Here is a 26,067-nt window from a genome sequence, read left to right as displayed (position 1 = left end):
GAATAGGAAAGGATGTTTGCTATGAACATCGTGCTTTTGGGGGCGCCGGGTGCCGGCAAGGGTACTCAGGCCGCCAAGCTGGTGGAGGAGTTCTCCACGCCCCATATCTCCACGGGCGACATGCTGCGCGCCGCCGTGGCCGCCGGCACCGAGCTGGGCCAGAAGGCCAAGTCCTACATGGACGCCGGCGACTTGGTGCCCGACGACGTCATCATCGGCCTGGTGACCGAGCGCCTGCAGGACGACGACACGGCCGCTGGCTTCATCCTGGACGGCTTCCCGCGCACCTCGGCCCAGGCCGTGGCGCTGGACGCGGAGCTCTCCAAGCTGGGCCGTCCGCTGGATGCCGCCCTGCTCATCGATGTGGACCCCGAGGTCATCGTGGCCCGTCTCACCTCTCGCCGCATGTGCCGCGACTGCGGCTACATCGGCAGCGCCGCCGACGGCGACGCCTGCCCCAAGTGCGGCGGCGAGATGTACCAGCGCGACGACGACAACGAGGCCACGGTGCGCAACCGTCTCGACGTGTACGAGACGTCCACGAGCCCGCTGATCGACTACTACCGCGGCTGCGAGCTGCTCGTCACCATCGACGGCGACCGCGACCCGAACGTGGTGTACGCCGACGTCAAGGAGGCCCTCGACCTGTAGGCCGGAGAACGCACAGCCAAACCCGTAGGGGGCGACCTTGGTCGCCCCTTTTTTGTCGTGCGCTGTCGTTCTGCTTGCGAGGGCTGACCAAGGTCAGCCCCTACGGTATAATCTCCCTCATGCCCACTGTGCGCGAGAACATAGCCTACACCTTCGAGCATTTCATGCTCGTCTACCGCGGTACCTTGCTGAAGGTGGCCCGGGCGGTGGCGATCATTGCTCTTATCGCCCTGGCGTTGGAGGTCTTCGTCTTCAATATCAACTTCTTCACTTCGTCGGGCTATCGAACCATCAACTTGGACGACCGTATTCAGCTCCAGCGCAACGACGAGGGTGCCTTTCTGCTCACCGATGTGGATCACACGCTCGAGTTCTCCAGCCTGAACACCGAGGTGCGCAACATCCGCATCGATTTCAACGCCGATCAGCCGGCCCAGAACATCGCCGTGAAGATCCAGTTCACCGACTCGGCCCACCAGACCTATTTCGACACCACGGAGTACACCGTCGGCATCCCCAATGCGAGCGTGTCCACGGTGGTGGATCCGAGCAAGTTCATCAACCTGCAGACCGCCGGGTACGTGGAGAACTTGCGCATCGAGGTAGTGGGGGAGGACGTCTCCTACCCCATCCTCTTGAACGGCGTTTCCCTGAATGCCCACCGCCCCTTCGCCTTCAACCCGTTGCGCTTTGTGGCCGTTTTCGGGCTGCTGCTTTTGGGCTACGCGTTCCGTCCCAAGTCGGCCATCTACCGCATCCGCATTGTCGAGAACCCGCGCAAGTCGAAGGCGGGCATCATCTTCGCCGTGGCCATCGAGCTGGCGCTTACGACGACGTTCCTCTTCTACGGCTCGAACCTCGTGGGCGTGGCCACCTCTTCCTACAACTACGGCGCTTGGAACGGCACGTCGCTCGTGAACACCTTCGAGGTGGGCGGCGACAACGCGCAGCAGTACGCCATGCTGGCCCAGGCCATGGCCAAAGGCCAGCTGTACCTGGAGGAGGAGCCGCCCCAGTGGCTCAAGGACATGGAAGACCCTTACGACAAGGGCGCCCGCGACGAGGCCCAGAAGGAGACCGGCGAGCCCTATCTGTTCGACGTGGCCTATCATGACGGGCACTACTACGTCTACTTCGGCGTGGTGCCGGTGCTGTTGTTCTACCTGCCCTTCTATCTGCTCACCGGGGCCAATTTCCCCACGGCCATCGGCGTGCTCGTTATGGCGCTGCTGTTCATCTTAGGAGCCACGGCCCTGCTCGACCGGTTCGCCCGCTACCATTTCCGTTCGGTGAGCCTCGGTGTGTACCTGCTGCTTCAGATACCGCTCGTGTTCTGCTGCGGCATCATGTATCTGGTGAAATTCCCGACCTTCTATTCCATGCCCATCATGTGCGGTCTGGCGTTCTCGTTGTGGGGCCTGTATTGCTGGATGCGCTCGCGGCTCGCCGCGCACAAGTGCGGCTGGCTGTTCGCCGGATCGCTGTGCATGGCGCTCGTGGCCGGCTGCCGTCCCCAGCTGCTCGTGCTGTCGCTCCTGGCCTTCCCGCTGTTCTGGCGCACCTACATCACCGAGCGCCGGCTGGCCACCCGCCGGGGCGTCGTGGAGTTCGCCTGCCTGGTGGCCCCCTACGTTCTGGTGGCCGCGGGCATCATGGCCTACAACTACGCGCGCTTCGGCTCGCTGACCGATTTCGGCGCGAACTACAACCTGACGGTGAACGACATGACCAAGCGCGGCATGAACGTCGGTCGTCTGGCCCCGGCGTTCTTCACCTACTTCCTGCAGCCGCCCTGCATGACCGGCGTCTTCCCGTTTTTGCAGCCGGCGCCTTTCGAGACCACCTACATGGGGCAGACTATCAAGGAAGTGACCTTCGGCGGCATCCTCGCCTGTCTGCCTATTCTGTGGGTGCTCGCCTTCACGCGGCGCATTCTGGGGATGCGGGCGCGTCAGGCCGAGACGCGCACCATCTTCGGCATCATCGTGGTGCTGGTGGCCTCCGGCGTGCTCGTGGCGCTGCTCGATGCGGAGTTGGCGGGCATCCTGCAGCGGTACTACGCCGATTTCAGCTTCATGTTCTTGGCCGCCGCCGTGCTTCTGTGCTTCGTGGTGAACGAGTCGCTGGCCGAGCGGGCGGCCCTTCACGATCTCATGCTGAAGCTTCTGCTCGTGCTCGTCGGCGTATCGGTGGCCTACAGCGCGCTGCTCTGCCTTGCCCCGGAAACCGGTTGGTACTCGGATGTTTACCCATGGGCCTACCAGGGGCTGCTCGACACGGTGGTCTTCTGGCGCTAAATGGGATCGGCGTCGCGCATGGGCGTCGTGCCGAGGAAGTTGAGTCCCGTGGCCGAGATGGGGTCGTAGTCGTCCAGCTGGGCCGTCCACCAGGCCGTGGCCGTCTCGCGGTGGAACAGCGGGTAGAGGGGCACCTCGGCGGCGATGATGTCGAAGCATTGGTTCCACAGGGGCTGCTGCTCGTCCTCGGAGGTCTTCGACCGCGCCTCGGCCAGAAGTTCTGCCACCTCCGCGAAGGCCGGCGTTGTGGCCCAGCGGCTGCGGGCGCGCGTCCATACGTTGTCGCCGTACCACCAGCTGATGATGAGGTCGGCGTCGTTTCCGAAGCACGACGGGTCGCCGGGGGAGAGCACGACGTCGAAGGGCAGAAGCGTGCCCGGCTCCGGTTCCGTGGATAGGTCCGCAAACAGGGCTGTCGTGTCCAGGAGCACCACCTCGGCGGTGACGCCCACGGCCTTCCAGTCCTCTGCGATGGCGGGGGCGAGCGTGCTCACCCAGTTGTCGTTCGCGCGCAGGGTCAGCGCCAGCTCGTCGACGCCGGCCTCGGCCAGAAGCTTGCGCGCTTTCTCAGGGTCGTAGCTGTAGACCGTGGCCGCGCGGTGGTAATGCCGGAAGTAATCGGGCAGAAGGGACGTGGCCGCCCGCGCGTGGCCCGCCATATACGTGCCGATGAGCGAGTCGACGTCGATGGCGTACAGCAGCGCCTGGCGCACGCGCACGTCGTCGAAGGGCGGCTTCTCGCAGTTGAACATGAGGAAGGGGAGGTTGAACCCGGGCACCCATTCCACCGTGGCCCCCGCATCGGCCAGCTCCTCGGCGCGCACGACTGGGGCGGCCTCCATGACCATGACCATGACGTCTTTGTCGATAAGCTCGTCGGTGCGGCGCGTATCGTCCAGCAGCACCGACCATTCCATGCGCTCGCAGGTGGCTGGCCAGGGGCCGGTGTAGCGGTGGTTCGCCGTGAAGGAGATGCGGCCCCCGTCGGCGGCGTTGATGGTCTCGTAGCACCACGGACCCGAGCCGACGGGTTTGCTTGCCAGCTCCTCGTCGGTGAGCGTTGCCGGGAACACCCGGACGAGGGCCAGGCGCTCCTGCAGCACCGATCCCATGGGGGCGTTCAGCTTGAAGCGCACCGTGCGTTCGTCGGGGGCCGACACTGCCGTGATGAACGAGAGGAACGCGCCGTAAAGGTCGCTTTCGCCGTTGCGCTCGAAGGCGTTCACGACATCGGCGGAGGTGAGCGGCGAGCCGTCGGAGAAGACGGTGTCCTCGCGTAGGGTCACCTCGTATTCCAAGTCGTCTATCTGAACGGGCGCGTCGGCTGCCAGGCCGCACTCGGCCCGATAGGTGTGCATGTTCAGCTCGTAGAGCCCCTCGAAGACGTGCCAGCCGGCCGCGAGGAAGACGCCGGAGCTCGTGCCAATGGGGTTCGGATCGCTCCCCTCGTAGGCCACGGCGGCCGTGAGCGTGCGGGCCACGCCGCTCTGCGCGGCCACGGGTTCGGTGGGGGCATTGTCGTCGGCCGGATCTGCCGGCGCGGGCCCGGGCTCGATGGGCTGCTCCACCGAGCAGCCGGCCAACGCCAGCGCCGTCGCCGCCGTCCCAGCCACAAAGGCCCGCCGCGTGAGGGGGAAGTTCAGCATCGTAAAGGCTCCTTCTTCGTTTTCCGCAGCCTATTATATAGAAAGTTGGAGCAGCTCGAAGAAAGCCCATGACAAAGCTGCAGGTGCCCCGCCGACCGACGGGGATAAGCCTAGCGCGGCGCGCGGGGGCATTGACGGCGCGTCAGCGAACGCGGGCTGCTAATATCGGACAGGTATTTCTGTTCGCAGAGCAAATCCGACCCGCATCGTCGGACGCGCTTCGTCCCTCCGACCTCTCCGCGACAGTACCACCCGCGCGTTGAGCGACGAGGCCGCAAGCCGGCCGATTCCGTGCGGGCCAGATGCAAAGGAGAGGAACATGACGAGAGAACTCAAGTCGATGGACGGCAACAACGCCGCAGCGCATGTCTCGTATGCGTTCACGGAAGTTGCCGGCATCTACCCGATCACGCCTTCCAGCCCCATGGCCGACTTCGTCGACATCTGGGCCGCCCAGGGCCGCAAGAACATCTTCGGCACCACGGTGAAGGTGTGCGAGATGCAGTCCGAGGGCGGCGCGGCCGGCGCGGTTCACGGCTCTCTGGCCACCGGCGCGCTGACCACCACCTACACGGCCAGCCAGGGCCTGCTCCTCATGATCCCCAACATGTACAAGATCGCCGCCGAGCAGCTGCCGACCGTCTTCCATGTGTCGGCCCGTACCGTCTCCACCCAGGCGCTCAACATCTTCGGCGACCATTCCGACGTCATGGCCTGCCGCCAGACCGGTTTCGCGATGCTCGCCGAGGGCAACGTGCAGGAGGTCATGGATCTGTCCGCCGTGGCGCACCTGGCCGCCATCAAGGGCCGCGTTCCCTTCCTGAACTTCTTCGACGGCTTCCGCACCTCCCACGAGATCCAGAAGATCCAGGTGTGGGACTACGACGATCTGGCCGAGATGTGCGACATGGATGCCGTGCGCGCCTTCCGCGAGCACTCCCTGAACCCGGAGCGCCCGGCCATGCGCGGCTCCCACGAGAACGGCGACATCTTCTTCCAGCACCGCGAGTCCTGCAACTCCATCTACAACGACCTGCCGGCCGTGGTGGAGGAGTACATGGAGAAGGTGAACGCGAAGCTGGGCACCAACTACCAGCTGTTCAACTACTACGGCGCCCCGGACGCCGACCGCGTCATCGTGGCTATGGGCTCCATTTGCGACGTGGCCGAGGAGGTCATCGACTACCTCAACGCCAACGGCGAGAAGGTGGGCCTCGTGAAGGTGCGCCTGTACCGCCCCTTCGTCACCGAGAAGTTCGTGGCCGCTCTGCCCGAGACGGTGAAGAAGATCGCCGTGCTCGACCGCACCAAGGAGCCCGGTTCCATTGGCGAGCCGCTGTACATGGATGTCGTGAACGCGCTGTCCGTTGAGGGCCGCGACGGCATCACCGTCATCGGCGGCCGCTACGGCCTCGGTTCCAAGGACACCCCGCCGTCCTCCGTGTTCGCCGTGTACACCGAGCTTGAGAAGGACGAGCCGCGCCGCCAGTTCACCATCGGCATCGTCGACGACGTGACGAACCTGTCGCTGCCTGAGGTTCCCGCCCCCAACACTGCCGCTCCTGGCACCATCGAGTGCAAGTTCTGGGGCCTCGGCGGCGACGGCACCGTGGGCGCGAACAAGAACTCCATCAAGATCATCGGCGACCACACCGACAAGTACGTTCAGGCCTACTTCCAGTACGACTCGAAGAAGACCGGCGGCGTGACCATCTCGCACCTGCGCTTCGGCGACAGCCCCATCCGCAGCCCCTACTATGTGAACAAGGCCGACTTCGTGGCCTGCCACAACCCCTCCTACATCACCAAGGACTTCCCGATTGTGCGCGACGTGAAGCCCGGCGGTGCCCTGCTCATCAACTGCCAGTGGACGGCAGAGGAGCTGGAGGAGCACCTGTCGGCCGCGGCCAAGCGCTACATCGCCGAGAACGATATCAAGCTCTACCTCATCAACGCCATCGACCTGGCCATCGAGATCGGCATGGGCAAGCGCACCAATACCATCCTGCAGTCCGCCTTCTTCACCTTGGCGAAGGTCATGCCGCAGGAGGAGGCCATCCAGTACATGAAGGATGCCGCCACGAAGTCCTACGCCAAGAAGGGCCAGGACATCGTGGACATGAACCACAAGGCCATCGACGCCGGTGCCACCGCCTTCGTGCAGGTGGAGGTGCCCGAGGCGTGGAAGACGGCCGAGGATGCGCCGAAGGCTTCCGGCATCGAGGGCCGTCCCGAGACGGTCTCGCTCGTGGAGAACATCATGTTCCCCGTGGGCCGCATGGACGGCGACTCCCTGCCCGTGTCCGCGTTCGTCGGCTACGAAGACGGCCAGTTCCCGCTGGGCGCCGCGGCCTTCGAGAAGCGCGGCGTGGCCGTGTCGGTGCCCGAGTGGACGCCCGACACATGCATCCAGTGCAACCAGTGCGCGTTCGTGTGCCCGCACGCCACCATTCGTCCCTTCGCGCTGACCGACGAGGAGCTGGCGGCGGCCCCGGCTCAGACCAAGCATGTTCCCGTCAAGGGCAAGGTGGGCGCTGACATGCAGTACGTGCTTGCCGTCTCGCCGCTCGACTGCATGGGGTGCGGCCTGTGCGTCATCCAGTGCCCGACCGACTCGCTCACTATGAAGCCCATCGCCGATACGCTCGACGAGCAGCCGGTGTTCGATTACTGCGTGAGCAAGGTCGCCCGCAAGCCCGAGCTCGAGGGCACGTCGGTGAAGGCCAGCCAGTTCAAGCAGCCCCTGCTCGAGTTCTCCGGCTCCTGCGCCGGCTGCGCTCAGACCTCCTATGCCCGTCTGGTCACCCAGCTGTTCGGCGATCGCATGTACATCGCCAACGCGACGGGTTGCTCCTCCATCTGGGGCGGTCCGGCAGCGACGTCGCCCTACACGGTGAACGCCGACGGCCACGGCCCGGCCTGGTCGAACTCGCTGTTCGAGGACAACGCCGAGCACGGCATGGGCATGCTGCTCGGCTACGAGGCCGTGCAGGACAAGGTCGTCGTTGATTCCGAGGCGCTCATCGAGTGCGGCGGTGCGGCCGGGGATCTGGCCGACGCGGCCCGCGCGTGGCTCGAGGCCCGTGCCGACGCCGAGGCCTCCAAGGCGGCGGCGGAGGCCTATGTGGCGGCCCTTTCGGCGGCGGCCGAGGGTACCGGCGAGGTGGCCGAGCTGGCGGCCGGCATCCTGGCCAACAAGGAATACCTGACCAAGAAGTCCGTGTGGATCTTCGGCGGCGACGGCTGGGCCTACGACATCGGCTACGGCGGACTCGACCATGTGCTCGCCTCCGGCAAGGACGTGAACGTGTTCGTGTTCGACACCGAGGTGTACTCCAACACCGGCGGCCAGGCCTCGAAGGCCTCCAACCTCGGCCAGGTGGCGCAGTTCGCCGCCGCCGGCAAGGACGTGAAGAAGAAGTCTCTGGCCGAGATCGCCATGACTTACGGCTACGTGTACGTGGCCCAGGTGGCCATGGGCGCCAACCTCAACCAGACCATCAAGGCCATCACCGAGGCCGAGGCCTATCCGGGCCCCTCGCTCATCATCGGCTACAGCCCCTGCGAGATGCACTCCATCAAGGGCGGCATGACCAACTGCCAGACCGAGATGAAGAAGGCCGTCGACTGCGGCTACTGGAACCTGCTGCGCTTCAACCCTGAGGGCGCTCCGGGCAAGAAGCTCGTCATCGACTCGAAGGATCCGGCTGAGGGCGAGTACCAGAACTTCCTCATGAACGAGGCCCGCTACAGCCGCCTGACCCGCGAGTTCCCCGAGCGCGCCGAGGAGCTGTTCGCCGAGAACGAGCAGGCCGCCATGGCCCGCTGGTCGCATCTGCAGAAGCTCAAGGACCTCTACGCCGCCGAGTAGGTGCTCGCGGACAGATCGCCTCACCCGAAGGGAGTCGGCCTTTGCGCCGGCTCCCTTTTTCTACCCTTACCAGCTGGTAATCTTCCTTACTGAATTACCAGGGCGGTTACCTTCATGGTATCTTGTTGACCGCAGAACCGCTCCGTATATTTGTCCTTGCAAGAGCCAGGGCGCGGCCTTGGCTGAGTCGAGCAAGGAAAGTAGGGGGACGCAATGGACGATTCTCAGAACGTGTTCGAGCCGGGCGCTCTTTCGCGTCGCGGGTTTTTGAAGGGCAGTGCCGTCGCCGCTGTTTCGGCGGGGGCCCTGTCGTCTCTGGTCGCTTGCGCGCCGAGCTCTCCGGCCCCGAAGGAAGGCCTGGCCGGTACCGCCGGCGCCACATCGGTGGACGAGGGTATCTGGATTGCTGCAGCATGCTGGGACAACTGCGGCGGCCGCTGCGTGAACCGCGTGCTCGTGCGCGACGGCGAAGTGGTGCGCCAGGGCAGCGAGACTTCCCATGAGGACAGCTTCGAGTGGCTGCAGCAGCGCGGATGCCCGCGCGGGCGGGCACGGGCCCAGCAGGTCTTCGGCGAAGATCGGGTGAAGTTCCCCATGAAGCGCAAGAGCTGGCAGCCCGGCGGCGGTGCCAATGCCCACGGTGAGCTGCGCGGGCGCGACCAATGGGAGCAGATCAGCTGGGAAGAGGCCATCGACTACATTGCCCAAGAGGCCGAGCGCATCTACGGCGAGTTCGGCCCTGCGGCCGTCATCGGCACCAAGGCCTTGGCCGTGGGCAAGATTCTCCACCAGCTCGGCGGCCACATCTCCCTTTCCGATACGAGCTCCATCGGAACCTACGCCTTCAACATCGTAGCGCTCGGGCTTCCCTCCCAGGATCTGGGCGAGCTGAACGACCGCTTCGACAACAAGAACGCCGACACCATCGTGATCATGGGCGGCAACCCCGCCTGGTCCTCGGGCGGCTCCACCATGAACAACTTCAACGAGGCCCGCGATGCCGGCGTGCAGTTCGTCTACGTCGGGCCCTCTTACAACGCCACGGCAGCGTACTTCGAGGCCCGCTGGGTGCCGGTGCTGCCCGGCACCGATACGGCCTTCATGCTGGGCGTGTGCTACGAGATGATCGAGCAGGACGTGGTGGACTACGACTTCCTGAACACCTACTGCGTCGGCTTCGACGGCGATCACATGCCCGCCGACGCCACCCTGCAGGAGAACTTCCGCGGCTACCTGGTGGGCGACTACGACGGCACCCCGAAGACGGCCGAATGGGCCAGCGCCATTTGCGGAACTCCCGTAGAGGACATCCGCTGGTTCGCCGAGACCGTCGGTAAGGATCACAAGGTCGTGCTCATGCACAACTACGCCTTGGCCCGCTGCGCCTCGGCCGACAACATCCCCCAGCTCTTCATGACCATGGGGGCCATGGGCGGGCACATGGGCAAGTCGGGCCATGCCTGCGGCGGTGCCTACAAGACCTACGCCGGCGCCGGCGGCCCCGCGCTGGTGAAGTTCGGCGAGACGGGCCTGCCGGCCACGAAGAACGCGCTGGCGGACACCATGCCCGAGCCGCTCATGTGGCAGTGCATCCGGGAGGGGCGCTACAACTCCACCGGTGCCGCCTACGGCGTGAACTTCAACGCCGAGGACATCAAGGAAACTGAGTTCAAGTGGCTCAACATCGAGGGGCGCAACACGTTGCAGACGGCGGTGGGCCTAAGCGATGCGCGGGAGGCCATCCAGAAACTCGATTTCGTCACCGACCTCGCCTACACCTTCGACACGTCCGCGGCCTATGCCGACATCGTGCTGCCCTGCGCCACGGAATGGGAGCGCGTGGGCGGCTTTGCGGGACACCAGCGCTCGCGCGAGACGGTGGTCGTCTACAGCCGCGTCACCGAGCCTCTGTGGGAGGCCAAGACCGAGTTCGAGATCGGGCGCATGCTCGCCGCGCGTTTGGGCATGGACCCCGACGAGCTGTGGCCCATCACCGAGGAGCAGGCGTTCTTCAACCAGATCGTCGGGTGCACCTATGTGGATGCCGCCGGCGAGGAGAAGCCCCTGGTGACGATCACCGCCGACGATATCGCGAAGTGGGGCGTGGACGCTGAGCCCCAGGAGGGCGACATCGCCCTGGACGACTTCCTCTCAGCGGGCTGCTACACGGTCAAGCGCGCCGAGGGCGACGGCTATTCCTACATCGGCTACAAGGACTTCGTGGACGACCCGGAAGCCAATCCCCGCGAGAGCGCCTCGGGCAAGCTGGAGATCTACTGCCAGTACAAGGGCGACATGCTGAACTCCATGGGCTACAGCCCCGCCGGTACCTTCAAGCCCTATCCCACCTATGTTGCCTCCCCCGAGGGCCGCGAGGGCATGTTCGCTGACCGCCAGATCGGCGGGGCGGCCAGCGAGTACCCGCTCATCGTGTACAACCCCCATTACCTGCGTCGTGCCCATGGCGTCATGGACAACGTGCCGTGGCTGCGCGAGGCATGGTCGGCGCCGGTGTTCGTGAGCGCCGCCGATGCGGCCGCGCGCGGCGTGGCCGACGGCGATACCGTGCGGGTGTACAGCGCCCACGGCTCGGTGCTGCGCACGGCCTCGGTGGTGGAGATGCTCATGCCCGGCTGCGTCGGCCTTCCCCATGGGGCCTGGGCCGATTTCAGCAAGGACGACGGCATCGACGTCGCCGGTATGGACAACGTGCTGTGCGGCTCGGTGACCAGCGGCATGGGCACCTCGGGCTACAACAATTACAACTGCAACTTCGAGAAGTACGAGGGCGAGGCGCTCGTGGCCGACTGCGAGCTGCCCTGCCGCACCGTCGCCATGGCGTAGGAGGGGACACTCATGACTCAGATAGGTTTTTACTACGATCAGACCCGTTGCGCCGGCTGCAAGACCTGCCAGGTGGCCTGCAAGGACAAGAACCGCCTGGGCGTGGGCCCGGTGCTGCGCAAGGTGGCGAGCCGCCAGGTGGGAACCTACCCGGCCGTGAAGCTGTACCATCTTTCCGCCTCCTGCAATCATTGCGAGAGCCCGGCCTGCATGGCGAAGTGCCCTACCGGGGCGCTCTCCAAGACCGACGAGGGAGCGGTAGTGCGCGACGCCGAGGCCTGCATCGGCTGCTCCAGCTGCGTGAACGCCTGCCCCTACGGGCACCCGCAGATCGATGAGACCACGGGGCTGTCGGTCAAGTGCGACGCCTGCTCCGAGTGGCGCGCCGCCGGCTACCTTCCCGCCTGCGTGGAGGCGTGCCCCTACCGGGCGCTCGATTTCGGCGACGTGGAGGAGCTGCGCGCCAAGTACGGCGCGGAGGCAGTGAGCTCCATTCCCGCCCTGGGCGAGGACACCACCGGCTCGCACACGCTCATCAAGGCGCGTGCCGCGGCCTTGGAAGACGAGGGCACGCCCGTGACCCTGTAGCCTTTCCCGTTCCCGAGCGATGCCGCAAGTCCGAGGTGGGCTTGCGGCTCGCCGGGGTTTCGGGATAAGCTGGCACGGGGCGCGGGAAGCGTGGGAAGAAGAAAGTTCGGAGGCATCTTATGGGGGATGGGGCAAAGCCGCGCCGCAGCCGGCCTTTGGTGGTGCGCTATATCGCTCTCATGACCGCGGTGGCGGTGGTGCTCGTAGCGCTGTTCGGCTGGATGTCCTATCAGGAGCAGTCGCGCCATATGGAGGAGCAGATGCTCGCCGAGGCCCGGATTCTGGAGAAATCGGTGCGGGCGACGTGGGATTTCATCGACTACGAACAGCCCAATATCAACTATGACCGCGACGGGACCTACAACTTCAAGGGGCTCTACTGCTCGCTGGTGGGAAAATCGGTGGGCAAGCTGTTCACCTTGAGCACCGACGGCCGCTACACGCTCCGCTATACGCGGCTCGATCCCCGCAACGCCCTCGATGCCCCCGACGAGTTCGAGCAGCGGGCCCTCGACGCGTTCTACCACGAGGGCGCCTCCGAGTACACGGGCTTTGTCAATGCCGCGGACGGTTCCCGGGAGTACCGCTATGTGGGGGCCATCTACCTCACGGACAGCTGCCTTGAGTGCCACGGTGCCCCGGCCGGCGAGCTGGATGTGACGGGCTTTCCGAAAGAGGGGCTTTCCGCCGGCGATATCGGCGGTGCGGTGAGCATTAGCATGCCGACGGATCTGTACCAGGCGGGCATCAACCGGAACACGGTGCTCATCATCGGCTTTTTCGTGCTCTTCCTCACGATCACATTTTTGGCGAGCCTGCTGTTCTTCCGCCGCCGCGTGACCGAGCCGCTCACGTCTCTGGAGGCCGCCGTGGAGCAGATGGGTCAGGGGAATTTCAGCACGCCTGTGCCGGAGGGCGGTTATTCCCGCGAAGTCGACGAGCTCGTGCAGGGTGTGAAGGCCATGGCCGGCGAGCTCGATTCGCTGTACACCACCCTTGAGGAGAAGGTGGGCTCGCGCACGCGGCTCTATCGCGAGGCCAACGAGATGCTGGAAGAACAGCGGGCCGCCCTGGCGCGCACCAACGAGCTTCTGGAGCAGACCAACGGCAAGCTCGCCCAGGAAAACGAGTACCGCACCAACATCGTGGCCATCTTGAGCCACGAGCTGCGGACGCCTTTGACCTCCATCCTCGCCTTCGTTGATCTGTGGGAGGCGTCGGGGGAGGAGCACAGCCCGGAGAGCCGCGAGTGCCTCGAGAAGATCAAGACCCAAAGCCAGGTGCTCCTCGAGATGGTGAACAACGCCCTCGATATGGTGCGGGTGGAATCCGGTGCGCTTGAGTTCGCCCGGGACCCCGTCGACGTGACCGACCTGGCGGCCGTGACCGTCGGCGCGGTCGGGCCCATTGCCGAGCAGAAGGGCGTGGGGGTCGACTTCGCCATCGCGCGCGAGGTCCCCCTCATCCGCGGCGACTGGGCGCAGCTGGAGAAAATCCTCACCAACCTGCTGAGCAACGCCGTGAAGTTCACCGGCGCCGGGGGCATGGTGTGGTTGAAGGCAAGTTATGACGGGCGGAGGCGGGAACTCACGCTTGCCGTCGAGGATGAGGGCATCGGCATCGCGAAGGAGCGGCAGGAGGGCATATTCGACCGCTTCGTGCAGGCCGACGCCTCCATTTCCCGGAAATACCGGGGCAGCGGCCTGGGGCTTTCCCTTGTGAAGAAGACGGCGGAGGCCCTGGGCGGGTCGGTATCGGTGGAAAGCGAGCCGGGGCGGGGGAGCACCTTCACCGTCACGCTGCCCGTCACCCCCATCGAGGAGGATGAAGATGAAGATTCTCATTGCTGACGACGAGCGGGACATCTGCGAGGCGGTGTGCAAAATCGTCGAGCGCGCGGGGCACACCTGCCTGTGCGTCTACGACGGCGCCCTGGCCCTCGCGGCCTTCGAGCGCGAGCAGCCCGATGTGGTCATCCTCGATGTGATGATGCCTGAGGTGAACGGGTTCGATTTGTGCCGCGATCTGCGCGCCCGCGACCCGCATGTGCCCATCATGATGCTCTCGGCGAAAAGCGACATCGTCGACAAGGGCGTCGGGTTCGCCGCCGGCTGCGACGATTACGTGGCAAAGCCCTTCAACAGCCAGGAGCTGGCCATGCGCATCGAGGCTTTGCTGCGCCGCGCCCGGCTGGCCGACGAGGGGCGCGAGCCGCGCCGGAGCCGTGCGGTGGTGCGCCTGGGCGACATGGAGATTCGCCTCAAGCGCAACGAGGTGCTCGTCCACGGCCGCTACGTCAACCTCACACCGAAGGAGTTCCAGATCATCGCGTTTCTCGCCAATCATGTGGGGGAGGTGTTCTCGGCCCAGGACATCATGGCCAACGTGTGGGGCGAGGCCTATCGGCCCGAGTCGGCGAGCATCGCCGTGTTCGTGCGCAAGATTCGCAACAAGATAGAGGACGACCCCAACAAGCCCCGCTACCTGCAAACCATCTGGCGCGAGGGCTACCGCCTCGGCGACGCCTCGATGATCGAGGGAGACTGACGAAGGAATCGCCGCGGCGCACGGCTTCGAAGCGCGGCGTGTCTGCGTTAGCATCTCGGGGCGCCTCAGCTCGAGAATGGGGTGCACCCACATTTCTACTCTCCTCGACAGCACTACAAAAATTTCCTGGGAGGTTTTCGGCAACGTTTGTTTGGCGCACGGGGCACGGCAGCGCTATAGGAGTCATGAGAAAAACCGTCAAATAGGGGACTGTTGCGCCGCGACCGGCTCTGGCTCGGGCTTGGCGGCAGGGAGGGGTCGTCTCGGCAGCGTGGTTGCGCAGAAATGCCGCACCAGAGACACAGTTTCTCTGCGCTAGACACAATTTCGGCTGAAATCCTTCCGTATTAGCTACATAGAACGTGGTATTCTTTCTGTGTTGGAAACAGTTACCTGATGAAAGCGGTGTTTTCCATGGCTGCAATTCGACGTAAAATGCTTCAGGTACTTGAACGCTGGAACGAAAGCAAGGCAAAGAAGGCCTTTCTGCTCGTGGGAGCGCGACAGACGGGAAAAACTTATATCGTGAGAGAATTTGCTCGCGAACACTTCGCTCATCTTGCCGAAGTGAACTTTCTGGAGGACGAGAAGGCCATTCGGGTTCTTTCGGAAGCACAGGATGCGGAAGACTTCGTCTCGCGTCTCTCTCTGATTTGCGGCATGCCTGTAATTCCTGGAGAGACGCTTGTCTTTCTCGATGAGATACAGGAGGCACCCGATCTTATTACCGCTGTGAAGTTCCTCGTCGAGGATGGCCGTCATCGGGTGGTGATCTCCGGATCGATGCTGGGTACCGAAATGAAGGGCTTTCGCTCTTTCCCGGTAGGCTATGTGCAGATCGAGCGCATGTTCCCTCTCGATTTCGAGGAGTTCTGCTGGTCGCAAAACGTGCCACAGGCGATCATCGACGACATCAGAGAGGCGTTTGATGCTCGAAAGGGGCTGGATGCAGGACTTCACGAGAGGCTTTCCGGCTTGTTCAGGTACTTTGTAGCTATTGGTGGAATGCCTGAGGCGGTGAGTGCGTATCTCGACTCCTCCTACGACATGATGGCGGTGCGCGCTGTTGCTTCGCAGATCGTGGAGCAGTATCGGTTCGATATCGCGAAATATGCCCAAGGTCGCGCACCGCAGATTCGGCGGGTATTCGATGCCGTCCCCTCGCAACTCGATAAGGTGAACAAGCGCTTTCGCATGGACGCTTTGAAAAGCGGGGCCGTGTACGATCGCTACGCCAACGATTTCGCGTGGCTCATCGATGCGGCGGTTGTGCTGCCGACTTATCAAGTGAGCGAACCGAAACGCCCGCTTAGGCGAACGGCCCAAGAGAACAAGTTCAAGCTTTACGAGGCCGACACGGGGCTCTTGCTATCGCAGTACGCGCCCCAGACAATGCTGGATGTCATCGCCGACGCACCCTCGGTGAACTTCGGCTCGGTCTACGAAAATGCCGTCGCCCAGGCGCTCAGTAACGAGAACCCCGATCTGTTCTATTTCTGCAGCAGCCGAAAGGGCGAGGTGGATTTCATCGCGCAGCGCAACGACGGCGCTCTTGTGCCCATTGAGGTCAAGTCGGGGAAGGACTACAAGCTGCATACGGCTCTCAACAATTTGTTGGGCACGCACGACTTCGAGATAGGGGAGGCCTGCGTGCTCTCCTCGGCGAATGTGGAGCGGCGTGAGCGCGAGGGTAAGCCCATATGGTATCTGCCTCTTTACATGGCGTTCTGCATTGCCGAGCAAACAAGTGGCACCTTCGGCTCCATGCATCTGGCTCCTCCGACGTTTTAGAAGGCCCACGACGTTCTGAAGCGTTTACGCCGGGGCGGCTTCCAGGTCGAGGTCGGAGGCTGCGGCGGCTGGTTCGGCCAGACGGTCGGCAGCGGCCTTGCGCAGGCGCAGGACCACATAGGCGCCCATGACAACCGAGTACACGGCGATGGAAAGCACGGCCACCTCGTTGCCGGCCACAGCACTGGGCATGAGCAGCAGCGCCAGATGCACGTAGGTGAGCACGTAGAAGGGATAGGCGAGCCGCTGCACGCGCTTCCAGCTGGCCGCCTTCATGGCGTGCTTCACGCGCTGGGCCGAGGTGACCCACAGCACCACCATGAGCGCGGTGATGAGCGCCGCGAGCCCCAGGGAGAAGGCCAAGTTGCCGGAGAAGGCGCTCGCCAGGCGCGGCAGGTAGGAGGCGCCGTAGAAGGCGATGTGCCCGCAGGCGAAGATGCAGGCGAGGATGGACAGCTGCCGGCGGATGGGCATGAGGTGGGTGCGCAGCGGGTTCCCCTCGCCGAGCACGCCCACGAACATGACCACGGTGAACAACAGGAAGGCCAAAGCGCAGCGCTGCATGAGCGGCTGGAAGTAGGACCAGGCCTCGCCGCGCACGCCGGCGGACACGCCCCAGAAGTACAGGGCCACGAGCGCCACAGCGCAGACATAGAACGGGACGGGGTGCTTCTTCAAGGGTTTCGCACAGGCCCAGACAAGGGCAAAGGACACAACGAGGGCTACGATAAATCGCATGATGACTCCTTCAATTCAGATAGACCGATTGCAACGACTATCTCCCTCTGCTCGATAAGGTACCACAGGAGGAATTATCCGGCAACGAGAATTGTTTGAGCGGTCTTAGTCTTGAGAAATACGCTTGGAAATCTAGAATACACCAATAGGACACTATTACAGCAGAGAGAAGATGCGAAAGAGAGAGAGTAATTACTTGCAATATTGGGCATCAATAGTAGTTGACTGTCCTAGATTTGCATGATAGTATGGGCGCTGTAACCGTCATACAAGTTTAGGACGGTTGCACCTATGCATGGGTCGTACTGGAGAAAAGAGGGGAAACGACCTTGCCGAGGGAGCTTTCCCTGCGATCGGAAGAGGAGGGTCATGTATGAGTAATGAACTGACTCGACGCAGCTTCGTCAAGTGGGGCACTGCCACTGCGGGCGCCACGGCGCTGGCAGGGCTTACCTCCTGCGCTCCCGCAAAGGAAGAGGAGCTTTCGGAGACGGGCGGCACAACCCAGGATTTCGGTTATCCCGGCGAGAAGGGCAACGGGCAGTGGCTCACGGGGGCCTGCATGAACAACTGCAGCTGCGAGCACTCGCGCTGCCTTCTGCGGGTGTACGTGGAGGACGGCGTTCCACTGCGTATCCGTACCGACGAGGAGGAAGACTCCATTGAGGTTCCCCAGCGCCGAGCCTGCCCGCGCGGCCGCGCCCAGATCAGCAACATGACCTCCCCGGCGCGCATCAAGTATCCCATGAAGCGCAAGGGTTGGAGCCCCGACGCCCCCAATGGCGAGATGCGCGGTCGTGATGAGTGGGAGCGCATCAGTTGGGACGAAGCGCTCGACTATATTGCCGCGGAGATGCAGAAGGCCTACGATAATTGGGGCCCGAAATCGATCCTCGCTGCCGCCTATAGTGATATCGGCGAGGAATACTTCGATCCCATTGTGTGCCTGCTGAACGCCAAGGGTGGCGCGGTACATCATGACTTGGGCACGGTGTCGCTGGGCTCGTGGCCCTGTGTGGAGCTGTTCATGACTGGCAGCATCTTCGAGGCTCCTGATGCCTTGAGCCTCGCCGAAAGCCAGCTGCACTTCCATTTCGGCAACAACTGGGCGGCGAACAAGGCCGGCAACACATCGCTTCAACTGAATTACGCCAAGGAACAGGGCGGCAGGCTTGTCATCATCGACCCGTGGCTCAACCAGACGGCTGCCGCCATCGCCGATGAGTGGGTGCCCATTCTGCCCGGTACCGATACGGCGTTCTGCCTCGGTATGATGTACCACCAGGTGGAGAACAACCTGCAAAACCAGGAGTTTCTGGACACCTACTGCGTGGGGTTCGATGCCGAGCATATGCCCGAGGGGGCGGACCCCAAGGAGAACTTCAAGGACTACCTGCTGGGCACCTACGACGGTGAGCCGAAGACGCCGGAATGGGCCGAGGCTATCTGCGGTGTACCTGCGGCCACTACGCGCCGTCTCGCCGAGGAGATCGCTAAAACCGAGAAGGTCGATTTCTTCGCTGGTCAGTCCACCACCAAGATTCCCGCTGGCGAGATGTTCGGTCAGGCTTTCTACACCTTGGCCTTCATGCACGGCGTGGGAACCCCGGGCAACTATGTGGGATGGCTCGGTATGCACGAGCACGGCTATTCCACTACACCCTACTGCTTCGCGGGGGATGCCTCCAACGGTGCCGGCAAGAACCCTGTCAACCCGCTGGCTCCCCCGGTCATCGTGCTTGTGCCCAATTGGGCTGAAATTACCGACAAAGACTCCTGGGAAAAGGTGGACTACACCGAGTGCTGGCAGTCCATTCTCGACGGGGCCTACGGACGCGACACCTGGCCCGGCGGCAAGAAGCCCCTTGACATCCACGTCATCTACACGGGCGGCTACGAGAACAGTCTGAACTCGCTGCCCAACGCGAATGCCGGCATCAAGGTCTTCCGCAAAGTCGATTTCGTGTGGGGCGCCGCGCCCTTCTTCGATGCCTCGCGCCAATACTGCGACATTGTGCTGCCCGTGGCAACGTGGTGGGAGAAGGGCAACATAGCCTGGAGCGTGAATGCCGAGACGGTGTACTGGGCCGACCGCATTATGGAGCCGCTGTACGAGGCGCGCCCTGAGACCGAGATCGCCGAAGAGCTGGCGAGCCGCCTCGGCCTCGATCCGAAGGCCGTAAACACCATGACCGACGCCGAGCGCACCTACTATTCCTTCGCCGGCGCCATCAAGATGACCGACCAGGCAACGGCAGCATACGAGCCGCTGTTCACCATCACCCAGGAAGACATTAACGCCCTGGGCGTGGAGGGCGAACCGCAACAAGGCAGCATCACCATCGCCGAGTTCAAGGAAAAGGGCTGCTATAAGACCCAGCGATCCAAGGGGGACGCGCTCACCTATCGGCCGTTCGAGGCATTCATCGCTGATCCGGTAGCCAATCCCGCTGCCACGGCATCGGGCAAGTTCGAGATTTACAGCGCGACGCTCTCGGCAGTTGTAAGTTCGCTGGGCTATTCCGCCATTCCGCCCATCGCGAAGTGGCAGATCGGCGACCCCGAGCAGGGTGCTGGTACTCAGACCGACGCCTATCCGCTGCTGCTGTGGACGCCGCACTCCCTGCGTCGCTCCCATACGGTGAACGACAACGTTGTCTCGCTGCGCGAGGCATTCCCCCAAGAGTGCTTCATGAGTACCGTGGATGCCGAGGCCCGGGGCATCAAGAGTGGGGACACAGTGTTGATGACGAGCCCCTACGGCAAAGTGCTGCGCCCGGCCAAGGTGCTGCCCACCATTGTGCCCGGTGCCGTGGCGCTGCAGGACGGCGCCTGGATTCGCATCGACGAGGAGACGGGCATCGATTTGGGTGGCGATCCGAATATTCTTCAGGCGCCGAAGGCGTCGGGGCAAGCCTCCCAGTCGTGGACGGGCACGCTCGTGCAGGTGGAGAAATACGATGGGCCGCTGACACTTAAGCCCGACAAGGACATGCCTATAGTTATGCCTGTAGGCATTGAGGAATAGGGGGCGCATCATGACTCAATACGCATTTCATTTGGATGGTGGCAAGTGCACTGGTTGTAAGACGTGCCAGGTTGCATGCAAGGAAACGTATAAGTTGCCAGTGAGCAACCTCTACCGCAAGGTGTACAACTACCAAGGTGGCTCATGGAAACCCACTGAAGCTGGCCACTATGTACCCGACGGTGTGTTCGGTTATTTTGTGTCTCTGGCCTGCAACCACTGCTCGAGCCCGGCCTGCGTGGCGAACTGCCCCACCGGTGCCATGCAGAAGGACGAGGAGACCGGCATCGTTTGGACCGATCACGACGTGTGCATCGGCTGCAAGACCTGCGAGACCGCTTGCCCCTATGGCGCGCCGACCTACGGCGAGGAAGAGGGCTACATGTTGAAATGCGACATGTGCCGCGGCGAAGTGGCCGCGGGCGGCAAGCCTATCTGCGTAACCGGCTGTCCCATGCGCGCGCTGGACTTCGGCACTCGCGAGGAGATGATCGAGAAGTACGGCGAGGGAGATGTTGAGGTGGAGCCGCTGCCTGCCGACACCACGGGCCCCAACCTGATCCTGACGCCTCATCGCGACGCTCAGAAGTCGGGATCGGGCACTGGCTCAGTGGTCAATCTCGAGGAAGAGCTGTAGCGGTTTCCGGGAAGATACTCGCTCGGTGCGAGAGGACTGCGAGGGGCGCAGATCGCTGCGCGAAGCAGTAACCGTTGCGGCAGGATCTGTGCCCCTTTCATGAACCTTTCCAATACCGAGAAGAATGCTTTCCAACCCTGTATAATCCCACGTTAAGGCGGGCACCGGACAGATTCACCCCCCTCCCTCCCGATTTGCCCGGTGCCCCGCCCTTTCTTTTTTCCGAGGTGCCCCATGAACACTCCTTTTGATTCCGATACGCTGGCTGCGGCCGAGGTCTGCTTTGCTGTCGCCTCGCAGTTGCTGTACCTTGAGCCGGAGATCGCGCCGGTGGCCGAGCAGGTCGCAAGCCGTCAGTTCGCGAGCGCTCCCTTTGGCGAAGGTAACGACGATGAGCGGCAGGGCCTGCATCTTCTTGACGGGTGGTGTGCAGTCGCCCTGAACGCATCCGAGGTGCCCGAGGAGGCAAGCGCCGACGAAGCGGCCGCGCGTCTCGTGGAAAGCCCCGCATTCGCCGAAGCCGTGGCTGAATTGCGCCGCGAATGGCTGCGCCTGTTTGTCGGCCTGGGCACGCCCGAGGCGTCGTGCTTAGAGTCGTTCTACGTGGAGCCCAACAGCCATATGTTCGGTAAGAACGTCATCGCCGTGCGCGAGGCCTATCGCCGCCATGGCCTTGAGATTGAGCGACTGCACCGCGAGCCTGATGACCATCTAGGCCTCATGCTGGGCTTTCTCTCGCGCCTGATGGCCGAGGAGCGCGAGGCCGTCGAGGCCGGCGATATGCAGCAGGGCGCTGCACTCGCTGACGAGCAGGACGCGTTCCTGACCGAGCATGTCCTTCCCTGGCTGGCTCCGTGGCGCTATGCTGTCGAGAAATACGCGCGCACCGATTACTACCGTGGTGTCGGAGCGTTCGTTTTCGGCCTGATTGCCTGTTATGCCGAGCGTTTCGGCATTCGCTTCGACGGAAAGGCCAGCGCGTTCAAGCGGAGGAAGTAGCGTCGGTGCCTTTGAGGGGAGGCGCGTATGTTGGGGACGTTCGTGGTGCTGTACCTGTTTCTAGGCGGATGCGGGGCTGCCGCGCTGTTCGTGACGGCTGTATGGTCGCTGCTGTTCCATCGCACGGAAACGCGCACCTTCCAGCAGAGCCGCGCCTTCTGGGATCTGGCGGGGAAGCTTTACCTCGCTAGTTTCGGGCTTCTGGCTCTTTCGGCATTCTGCCTGCTTCTTGATCTTGGTAGCCCCCACCGCTTCTTCCTGTTGTTCCTGCGCCCGACGGCATCGCTGCTGTCGGCGGGCTCGTTCGTGCTGTTGGCGGCACTGCTCGCCTCAGGCTGCTTGGCAGCGGTTCATGCTCTCGGCTGGCCTGCGCCCTCATGGGCGCGCAAGGGGTTGGAAGCGCTTTGTGCGGTGCTGGCGACGGTGCTGATGGTATATACCGGCCTGTACCTGGCGTGGATGGAAGCCGTGCCCCTTTGGAGCAATGGGGCGCTCCCGGCTTTGTTCGCGCTCTCGTCGCTCTCTTCGGGAATGGCTGCAGTGCTTCTCGCGGCGCCTTTTGTGCGCGATTGGGCACTTTTGTCCGGCTGGATAGGCGGCTTGCACCGGGCGCATCTGGTGGTCCTGGGACTCGAGTTTCTGGCGCTTGTCGTCTTTCTCGCCCTGGCCGCGATAAACCCATTCGCCGGTCCGGGCCTCGCGCAGCTTGTTTCGCCCGATGGCCAAGCCCCCTGGTTCTTCGCGGGGTTCGTACTGGGCGGCATCATCGTTCCCTTCGCCGCTGAAACGCTGCGCCCCTTCACGGGCCGTGTCGCGCCCGTGGCCGCATCCGAGGTGCTCTGCCTCTTCGGAGGACTGATTCTACGGTTCTGCCTGGTGCTGGCCGGAAGTCACTGGCTCGGGTGATACAATGCGAGCCGATGTGAAACCGACGCGCCCGATGGGCGCGCAAGCAGGAAGGCACAGGAGAGCCCATGGCCCTGTTCGAGATAGACGAATCAAGCGGACTACCCGTTTGGGTGCAGCTGCGCAACCGGTTCGTGTATCTCATCAAGACGGGCCACTACCAGCCGGGCGACCAGCTGCCCAGCGTGCGCACCCTGGCCGCCGAGGCCGCCATCAACTACAACACCGTGAGCAAGGTGTACGTCAATTTGGAAAGCGACGGCTACGTCGAGTCCGTGCGCGGCCGGGGCGTGTTCGTGCGCGACATCGGCGGGAAGGCCGATGACGTGCGTTCCATCGCCGACACCGAGATCGAGGGCTGCATCCGGCGCTGTCTGGCCCTGGGAATGACCATAGACGAGGTCACCCTGCGCATGATGGACGTGGCCCACCGTTTGAAGGACGAAAAGTCCTGATCCTCGAAGAGGGGAGAGTTCCATGCTAAACCGCACTGCGAAGACCGAGCGCGAGGGCCGCACCCGTCGCGCCGCCGGCATCGAGAAATACAATTCTAACGTCGACCGTCGCACCTCCCAAAACGGGCCGCTTATTTTCTCGGCCTTCATCGCTGTGGTGGTGTTCTCCTGCGTGTTCGTGGGCGGGTTCGCGCTGATGGGGGAATTCAACGTCTGGTGGCTTTTGGGCGCGCTGGTAGTGGCCTGGGCTGCCACCATGTGCGTGCACATCGCCATGCAGTGGGAGAAGGTGGTCATCTTCCGCTTCGGCAAGTTCGACCGCATGGCGGGGCCTGGGTTGTATTTCACCATTCCCTTCATTGAACAGACGGCGCTCAAGGCCGATCAGCGCATCATGGTCACCGGCTTCGGCGCCGAGGAGACCTTGACGAGCGATCTTGTGCCCATCAATGTGGACGCCGTGCTGTTCTGGATGGTGTGGGACGCGAAGAAGGCGTGCCTGGAGGTGGAGAACTACTACAACTCCGTGTCGCTGGCGGCCCAGACGGCCCTGCGCGATGCCATCGGACGAGCGAGCGTGTCGGAGGTGGCTATCCGCCGCAACCAGCTCGACCAGGAGCTGCAGGAGGTCATCGAAGAGCGCACGAGCGTGTGGGGCATCACCGTCATGTCCGTGGAGATTCGCGACATCGTTATCCCGCAGGAGCTGCAGGAGGCCATGTCCGCCGAGGCCCAGGCCGAGCGCGAGAAGAACGCCCGCATGGTGTTGGCCGAGGTTGAGAAGGACATCTCCTCGATGCTGGTGGACGCCGCCAATGTGTACGACGAGAACGAGTTGGCGGTGCGGCTGCGTACCATGCACCTGCTGTACGAGTCGGTGAAGAACTCCGGCGGCACGGTGGTCATTCCGAGCGCCTATTCCGAGGGCTTCGCCGACGCCGGCCTCGACCGCGCTCCGGACAGTCTGAAGAGCGGAAAATAGAACGTTCGAAACCGGCTGTCTCCCGCGGTCGGGAGGGCAGACCAAGGTCTGCCCCTACGGGGTGTTGCGATAGGTTGTTCTGCGTTGCGCGAGCCTTCTATCCGTAGGGGCGGACCTTGGTCCGCCCTTGAAGCGTGGGAGGCATTCAGCCGAAGTACTGCTCGTGCCAGATGAGGAAGCAGTAGGCTGACCAGATCTTCTTCATGTGGGAGCAAGCGCTGCGCTGGTGCTCGTCGAGCAGGGCATTCAAACGTTCGGTGTGGAAGAGGCGACGGGCGCGCTCGCTGTTCAGCACCTCGCGGACCTGGGCGTTCCACGGCTCTTCCCTCAGCCACTGGGCGAGCGGGGTGATGAAGCCCTGCTTGGGCATGGCGGCCGTGGCTTGCGGCAGCATGCGGGCCGCGGCGGCGCGCAGGGCGATTTTCGTCTCGTGGCGGCCGACGCGCTGGGCGGCGGGAAGCGTGCTCGCCAGGGCGAACACCTCGCGGTCGAGGAAGGGAACGCGCAGCTCCAGCGACGACGCCATGGACATCTTGTCCGCCTTCAGGAGGATGTCCTGCTGAAGCCAGGTGAGAATGTCGGCGGTCTGCATGGCCGTGACCTCGTCGGGCGCATCCCCACACGCTTTCCCGCTGCCTACGATTTCCGCGAACAGGGGCGCTGTGAGCTCCCAGGGTGCCGGGGCCGCCGCGCATCGGGCGCCCACCTCCGGCGCCAAGAGCCCCAGCGCTTCGGCCCAGGCGAAATTGTACTCCAATCGGATATAGCGCTCGGGTAGCCCATGGGCCCCGCGCAAAAGGAAGCGCCGCCCGTGGGTGCCCTCGGGCAGGTGCCGCGCGGCGGCGCTCGCGGCCCGGCGCATGGGTACGGGCACGGCCATGTAAGGCGCAAAGGCGAGGCACTCCTGGTAGTAGGGATAGCCGCCGAACAGCTCGTCGGCCCCTTCGCCCGACAGCACCACCTTCACTGACTCGGCGGCCATGGCGCACAGGTGGTACAGCGGCACCGCCGAGGGGTTCGGCAGAGGCTCGTCCATGGCGTACTGCACGGCGGGCACCGAGGCGAAGAACTGCTCGGCGCCGAGAATGCACCCCTCGTTCGGCAACCCGGTGGCCCGGGCGAAGGTTGCAGCGGCCTCCAATTCCGAAAAGCGCCCCTCGCCCCAGCCGATGGTGAACGTGCGCGCCTCCATGATGCGGGCGGCCTCCCGGGCCACGAGGCTGGAATCCACCCCGGCCGAGAGGAAACAGCCCACATCTACGTCGGCGATGGCATGGGCCGCCACCGACTCCCGCAAGGTAGCCTCGATGGCCTCGGCGCTCTCCTCCAGACTGCGGCTCGCATCGGGGACGAAGCGCGGGGCGAACCATCGGCCGCATTCGGCGCGGCCGTCGCGCCATCGCAGCCAATGGCCGGCGGGCAACTTGCGGACGCCTTCGAACAGGGTCTCCTCGTCGGGCAGGTACTCCATGCACAGCCAATGGGCGAGTCGCCGCTCGTTCAGGCTCCGGTGCGCGCGCGGATGCGTGATCAGCCCCTTGATCTCGGAGCCGAACAGGATGCGCTCGCCTTCCACGGCATAGTAGAGGGGCTTGATGCCGAAGGCGTCGCGCGCGCAGAAAAGCTCTCCTGCGGCTGGGCGATACAGAGCGAACGCGAACATGCCGCGCAAGCGGTCGAGCACCCCTTCTCCCCACTGCTCGAACCCGTGGAGTATCACTTCCGCATCGCCCTGGGTGGAGAAGGTGTGACCTGCGGCGATCAGCTGCCGGCGTAGTTCCTGGTAGTTGTAGATTTCGCCGTTGAAGACGAGCACGAGCGAGCGATTCTCGTTATAGAGGGGCTGGTTCGCACCGGCCAGATCGATGATGGCCAGGCGCCGGAAGCCCAAGGCGGCGCGGCCGTCGCTGAAATACCCTTCCGAATCGGGCCCGCGATGGGCGATGGCATTGGCCATAGCGACGATGGTGGCGCGGTGGTCGTAAGTCTGGTCGTTCTCGTCGATAAAGCCGACAAAGCCGCACATAAGGGATCCTTCCTGAAAGCTCGTGCCGAAAAACGTGGAAAACTTGCCAAGCTTCTGACCT

17 protein-coding genes are annotated in these 26,067 nt (G+C 63.8%); 14 read left to right on the top strand and 3 right to left on the bottom strand.

The features are described from left to right. Positions 1-21: 21 nt before the first annotated feature. Both GO707_RS04500 and GO707_RS04495 read left to right on the top strand, forming a co-directional pair. Complete coding sequence (locus tag GO707_RS04500) at positions 22-651, top strand: adenylate kinase (RefSeq protein WP_157012270.1); 630 nt, start codon at positions 22-24, stop codon at positions 649-651. Positions 652-770: 119 nt separating this feature from the next. Next, complete coding sequence (locus tag GO707_RS04495; protein ID WP_157012268.1) at positions 771-2,948, top strand: cytochrome C oxidase Cbb3; 2,178 nt, start codon at positions 771-773, stop codon at positions 2,946-2,948. Here GO707_RS04495 and GO707_RS04490 read toward each other — a convergent pair. Further along, positions 2,945-4,594, bottom strand: a complete 1,650-nt coding sequence (locus GO707_RS04490; RefSeq protein WP_157012266.1) for an ABC transporter substrate-binding protein — start codon at positions 4,592-4,594, stop codon at positions 2,945-2,947. The genes GO707_RS04495 and GO707_RS04490 overlap by 4 nt on opposite strands. 319 nt (positions 4,595-4,913) lie before the next feature. Here GO707_RS04490 and nifJ point away from each other — a divergent pair, with 319 nt between their 5' ends. The 6 genes from nifJ (at position 4,914) to GO707_RS04460 (ending at position 16,235) form a co-directional block, all read left to right on the top strand. After that, complete coding sequence (nifJ, locus tag GO707_RS04485; RefSeq protein ID WP_157012264.1) at positions 4,914-8,465, top strand: pyruvate:ferredoxin (flavodoxin) oxidoreductase; 3,552 nt, start codon at positions 4,914-4,916, stop codon at positions 8,463-8,465. A 213-nt stretch (positions 8,466-8,678) separates the two neighbouring features. Then, entirely contained in the window at positions 8,679-11,309 is a 2,631-nt protein-coding gene (locus GO707_RS04480) for a molybdopterin-dependent oxidoreductase (RefSeq protein ID WP_157012262.1), read from the top strand. 12 nt (positions 11,310-11,321) lie between these two features. Continuing rightward, positions 11,322-11,897: a 4Fe-4S dicluster domain-containing protein gene (locus GO707_RS04475; protein ID WP_157012260.1), complete on the top strand. Its 576-nt coding sequence runs from the start codon at positions 11,322-11,324 to the stop codon at positions 11,895-11,897. A 119-nt stretch (positions 11,898-12,016) separates the two neighbouring features. After that, on the top strand, positions 12,017-13,747 hold the full coding sequence (locus GO707_RS04470; RefSeq protein ID WP_157012258.1) for a sensor histidine kinase: 1,731 nt from the start codon (positions 12,017-12,019) through the stop codon (positions 13,745-13,747). Continuing rightward, positions 13,728-14,444, top strand: coding sequence for a response regulator transcription factor (locus GO707_RS04465; protein WP_157012256.1), 717 nt, complete (start codon positions 13,728-13,730; stop codon positions 14,442-14,444). The genes GO707_RS04470 and GO707_RS04465 overlap by 20 nt, the downstream gene beginning before the upstream one ends. A 396-nt stretch (positions 14,445-14,840) precedes the next feature. Further along, positions 14,841-16,235 carry an ATP-binding protein gene (locus GO707_RS04460; RefSeq protein WP_157012254.1) on the top strand — a complete coding sequence of 465 codons (1,395 nt, stop codon included), beginning with the start codon at positions 14,841-14,843 and terminating at the stop codon, positions 16,233-16,235. Positions 16,236-16,259: 24 nt separating this feature from the next. Here GO707_RS04460 and GO707_RS04455 read toward each other — a convergent pair whose 3' ends face one another. Continuing rightward, the gene (locus GO707_RS04455; protein WP_157012252.1) at positions 16,260-16,973 is read right to left on the bottom strand and encodes a ferric reductase-like transmembrane domain-containing protein; all 714 of its coding nucleotides are present in this window, start codon (positions 16,971-16,973) and stop codon (positions 16,260-16,262) included. A 373-nt stretch (positions 16,974-17,346) separates the two neighbouring features. Here GO707_RS04455 and GO707_RS04450 point away from each other — a divergent pair, with 373 nt between their 5' ends. From GO707_RS04450 to GO707_RS04425, 6 genes are all read left to right on the top strand, one after another. Further along, positions 17,347-20,001 (top strand): molybdopterin-dependent oxidoreductase, encoded by a 2,655-nt coding sequence (locus GO707_RS04450; RefSeq protein WP_157012250.1) that lies wholly within the window; start codon positions 17,347-17,349, stop codon positions 19,999-20,001. A 10-nt stretch (positions 20,002-20,011) separates the two neighbouring features. Continuing rightward, positions 20,012-20,638 carry a 4Fe-4S dicluster domain-containing protein gene (locus GO707_RS04445; RefSeq protein WP_157012248.1) on the top strand — a complete coding sequence of 209 codons (627 nt, stop codon included), beginning with the start codon at positions 20,012-20,014 and terminating at the stop codon, positions 20,636-20,638. A gap of 234 nt (positions 20,639-20,872) precedes the next feature. After that, positions 20,873-21,637 carry a TorD/DmsD family molecular chaperone gene (locus GO707_RS04440; RefSeq protein ID WP_157012246.1) on the top strand — a complete coding sequence of 255 codons (765 nt, stop codon included), beginning with the start codon at positions 20,873-20,875 and terminating at the stop codon, positions 21,635-21,637. Between the two features lie 27 nt (positions 21,638-21,664). Further along, on the top strand, positions 21,665-22,543 hold the full coding sequence (nrfD, locus tag GO707_RS04435; protein ID WP_157012245.1) for an NrfD/PsrC family molybdoenzyme membrane anchor subunit: 879 nt from the start codon (positions 21,665-21,667) through the stop codon (positions 22,541-22,543). Positions 22,544-22,611: 68 nt separating this feature from the next. Further along, on the top strand, positions 22,612-22,998 hold the full coding sequence (locus tag GO707_RS04430; RefSeq protein ID WP_157012244.1) for a GntR family transcriptional regulator: 387 nt from the start codon (positions 22,612-22,614) through the stop codon (positions 22,996-22,998). 22 nt (positions 22,999-23,020) lie between these two features. Next, complete coding sequence (locus tag GO707_RS04425) at positions 23,021-23,980, top strand: slipin family protein (RefSeq protein ID WP_157012243.1); 960 nt, start codon at positions 23,021-23,023, stop codon at positions 23,978-23,980. Between the two features lie 145 nt (positions 23,981-24,125). Here the strand turns inward: GO707_RS04425 and asnB are convergent, their stop codons facing one another. After that, positions 24,126-26,006: an asparagine synthase (glutamine-hydrolyzing) gene (gene asnB, locus GO707_RS04420; protein WP_157012242.1), complete on the bottom strand. Its 1,881-nt coding sequence runs from the start codon at positions 26,004-26,006 to the stop codon at positions 24,126-24,128. Positions 26,007-26,067 lie beyond the last annotated feature (61 nt).

This window comes from Adlercreutzia rubneri, assembly GCF_009755265.1.
Classification (GTDB): Bacteria; Actinomycetota; Coriobacteriia; order Coriobacteriales; family Eggerthellaceae; genus Adlercreutzia; species Adlercreutzia rubneri.
This window is presented reverse-complemented; position numbering and strand designations above follow the sequence as displayed.

Bases quoted from the DNA above. Each gene is read 5' to 3' on its own strand.
- GO707_RS04500 (WP_157012270.1), top strand. From the start codon at position 22: ATGAACATCGTGCTTTTGGGGGCGCCGGGTGCCGGCAAGGGTACTCAG.
- GO707_RS04495 (WP_157012268.1), top strand. From the start codon at position 771: ATGCCCACTGTGCGCGAGAACATAGCCTACACCTTCGAGCATTTCATG.
- GO707_RS04490 (WP_157012266.1), bottom strand. From the start codon at position 4,594: ATGCTGAACTTCCCCCTCACGCGGCGGGCCTTTGTGGCTGGGACGGCG.
- nifJ (WP_157012264.1), top strand. From the start codon at position 4,914: ATGACGAGAGAACTCAAGTCGATGGACGGCAACAACGCCGCAGCGCAT.
- GO707_RS04480 (WP_157012262.1), top strand. From the start codon at position 8,679: ATGGACGATTCTCAGAACGTGTTCGAGCCGGGCGCTCTTTCGCGTCGC.
- GO707_RS04475 (WP_157012260.1), top strand. From the start codon at position 11,322: ATGACTCAGATAGGTTTTTACTACGATCAGACCCGTTGCGCCGGCTGC.
- GO707_RS04470 (WP_157012258.1), top strand. From the start codon at position 12,017: ATGGGGGATGGGGCAAAGCCGCGCCGCAGCCGGCCTTTGGTGGTGCGC.
- GO707_RS04465 (WP_157012256.1), top strand. From the start codon at position 13,728: ATGAAGATTCTCATTGCTGACGACGAGCGGGACATCTGCGAGGCGGTG.
- GO707_RS04460 (WP_157012254.1), top strand. From the start codon at position 14,841: ATGAAAGCGGTGTTTTCCATGGCTGCAATTCGACGTAAAATGCTTCAG.
- GO707_RS04455 (WP_157012252.1), bottom strand. From the start codon at position 16,973: ATGCGATTTATCGTAGCCCTCGTTGTGTCCTTTGCCCTTGTCTGGGCC.
- GO707_RS04450 (WP_157012250.1), top strand. From the start codon at position 17,347: ATGAGTAATGAACTGACTCGACGCAGCTTCGTCAAGTGGGGCACTGCC.
- GO707_RS04445 (WP_157012248.1), top strand. From the start codon at position 20,012: ATGACTCAATACGCATTTCATTTGGATGGTGGCAAGTGCACTGGTTGT.
- GO707_RS04440 (WP_157012246.1), top strand. From the start codon at position 20,873: ATGAACACTCCTTTTGATTCCGATACGCTGGCTGCGGCCGAGGTCTGC.
- nrfD (WP_157012245.1), top strand. From the start codon at position 21,665: ATGTTGGGGACGTTCGTGGTGCTGTACCTGTTTCTAGGCGGATGCGGG.
- GO707_RS04430 (WP_157012244.1), top strand. From the start codon at position 22,612: ATGGCCCTGTTCGAGATAGACGAATCAAGCGGACTACCCGTTTGGGTG.
- GO707_RS04425 (WP_157012243.1), top strand. From the start codon at position 23,021: ATGCTAAACCGCACTGCGAAGACCGAGCGCGAGGGCCGCACCCGTCGC.
- asnB (WP_157012242.1), bottom strand. From the start codon at position 26,006: ATGTGCGGCTTTGTCGGCTTTATCGACGAGAACGACCAGACTTACGAC.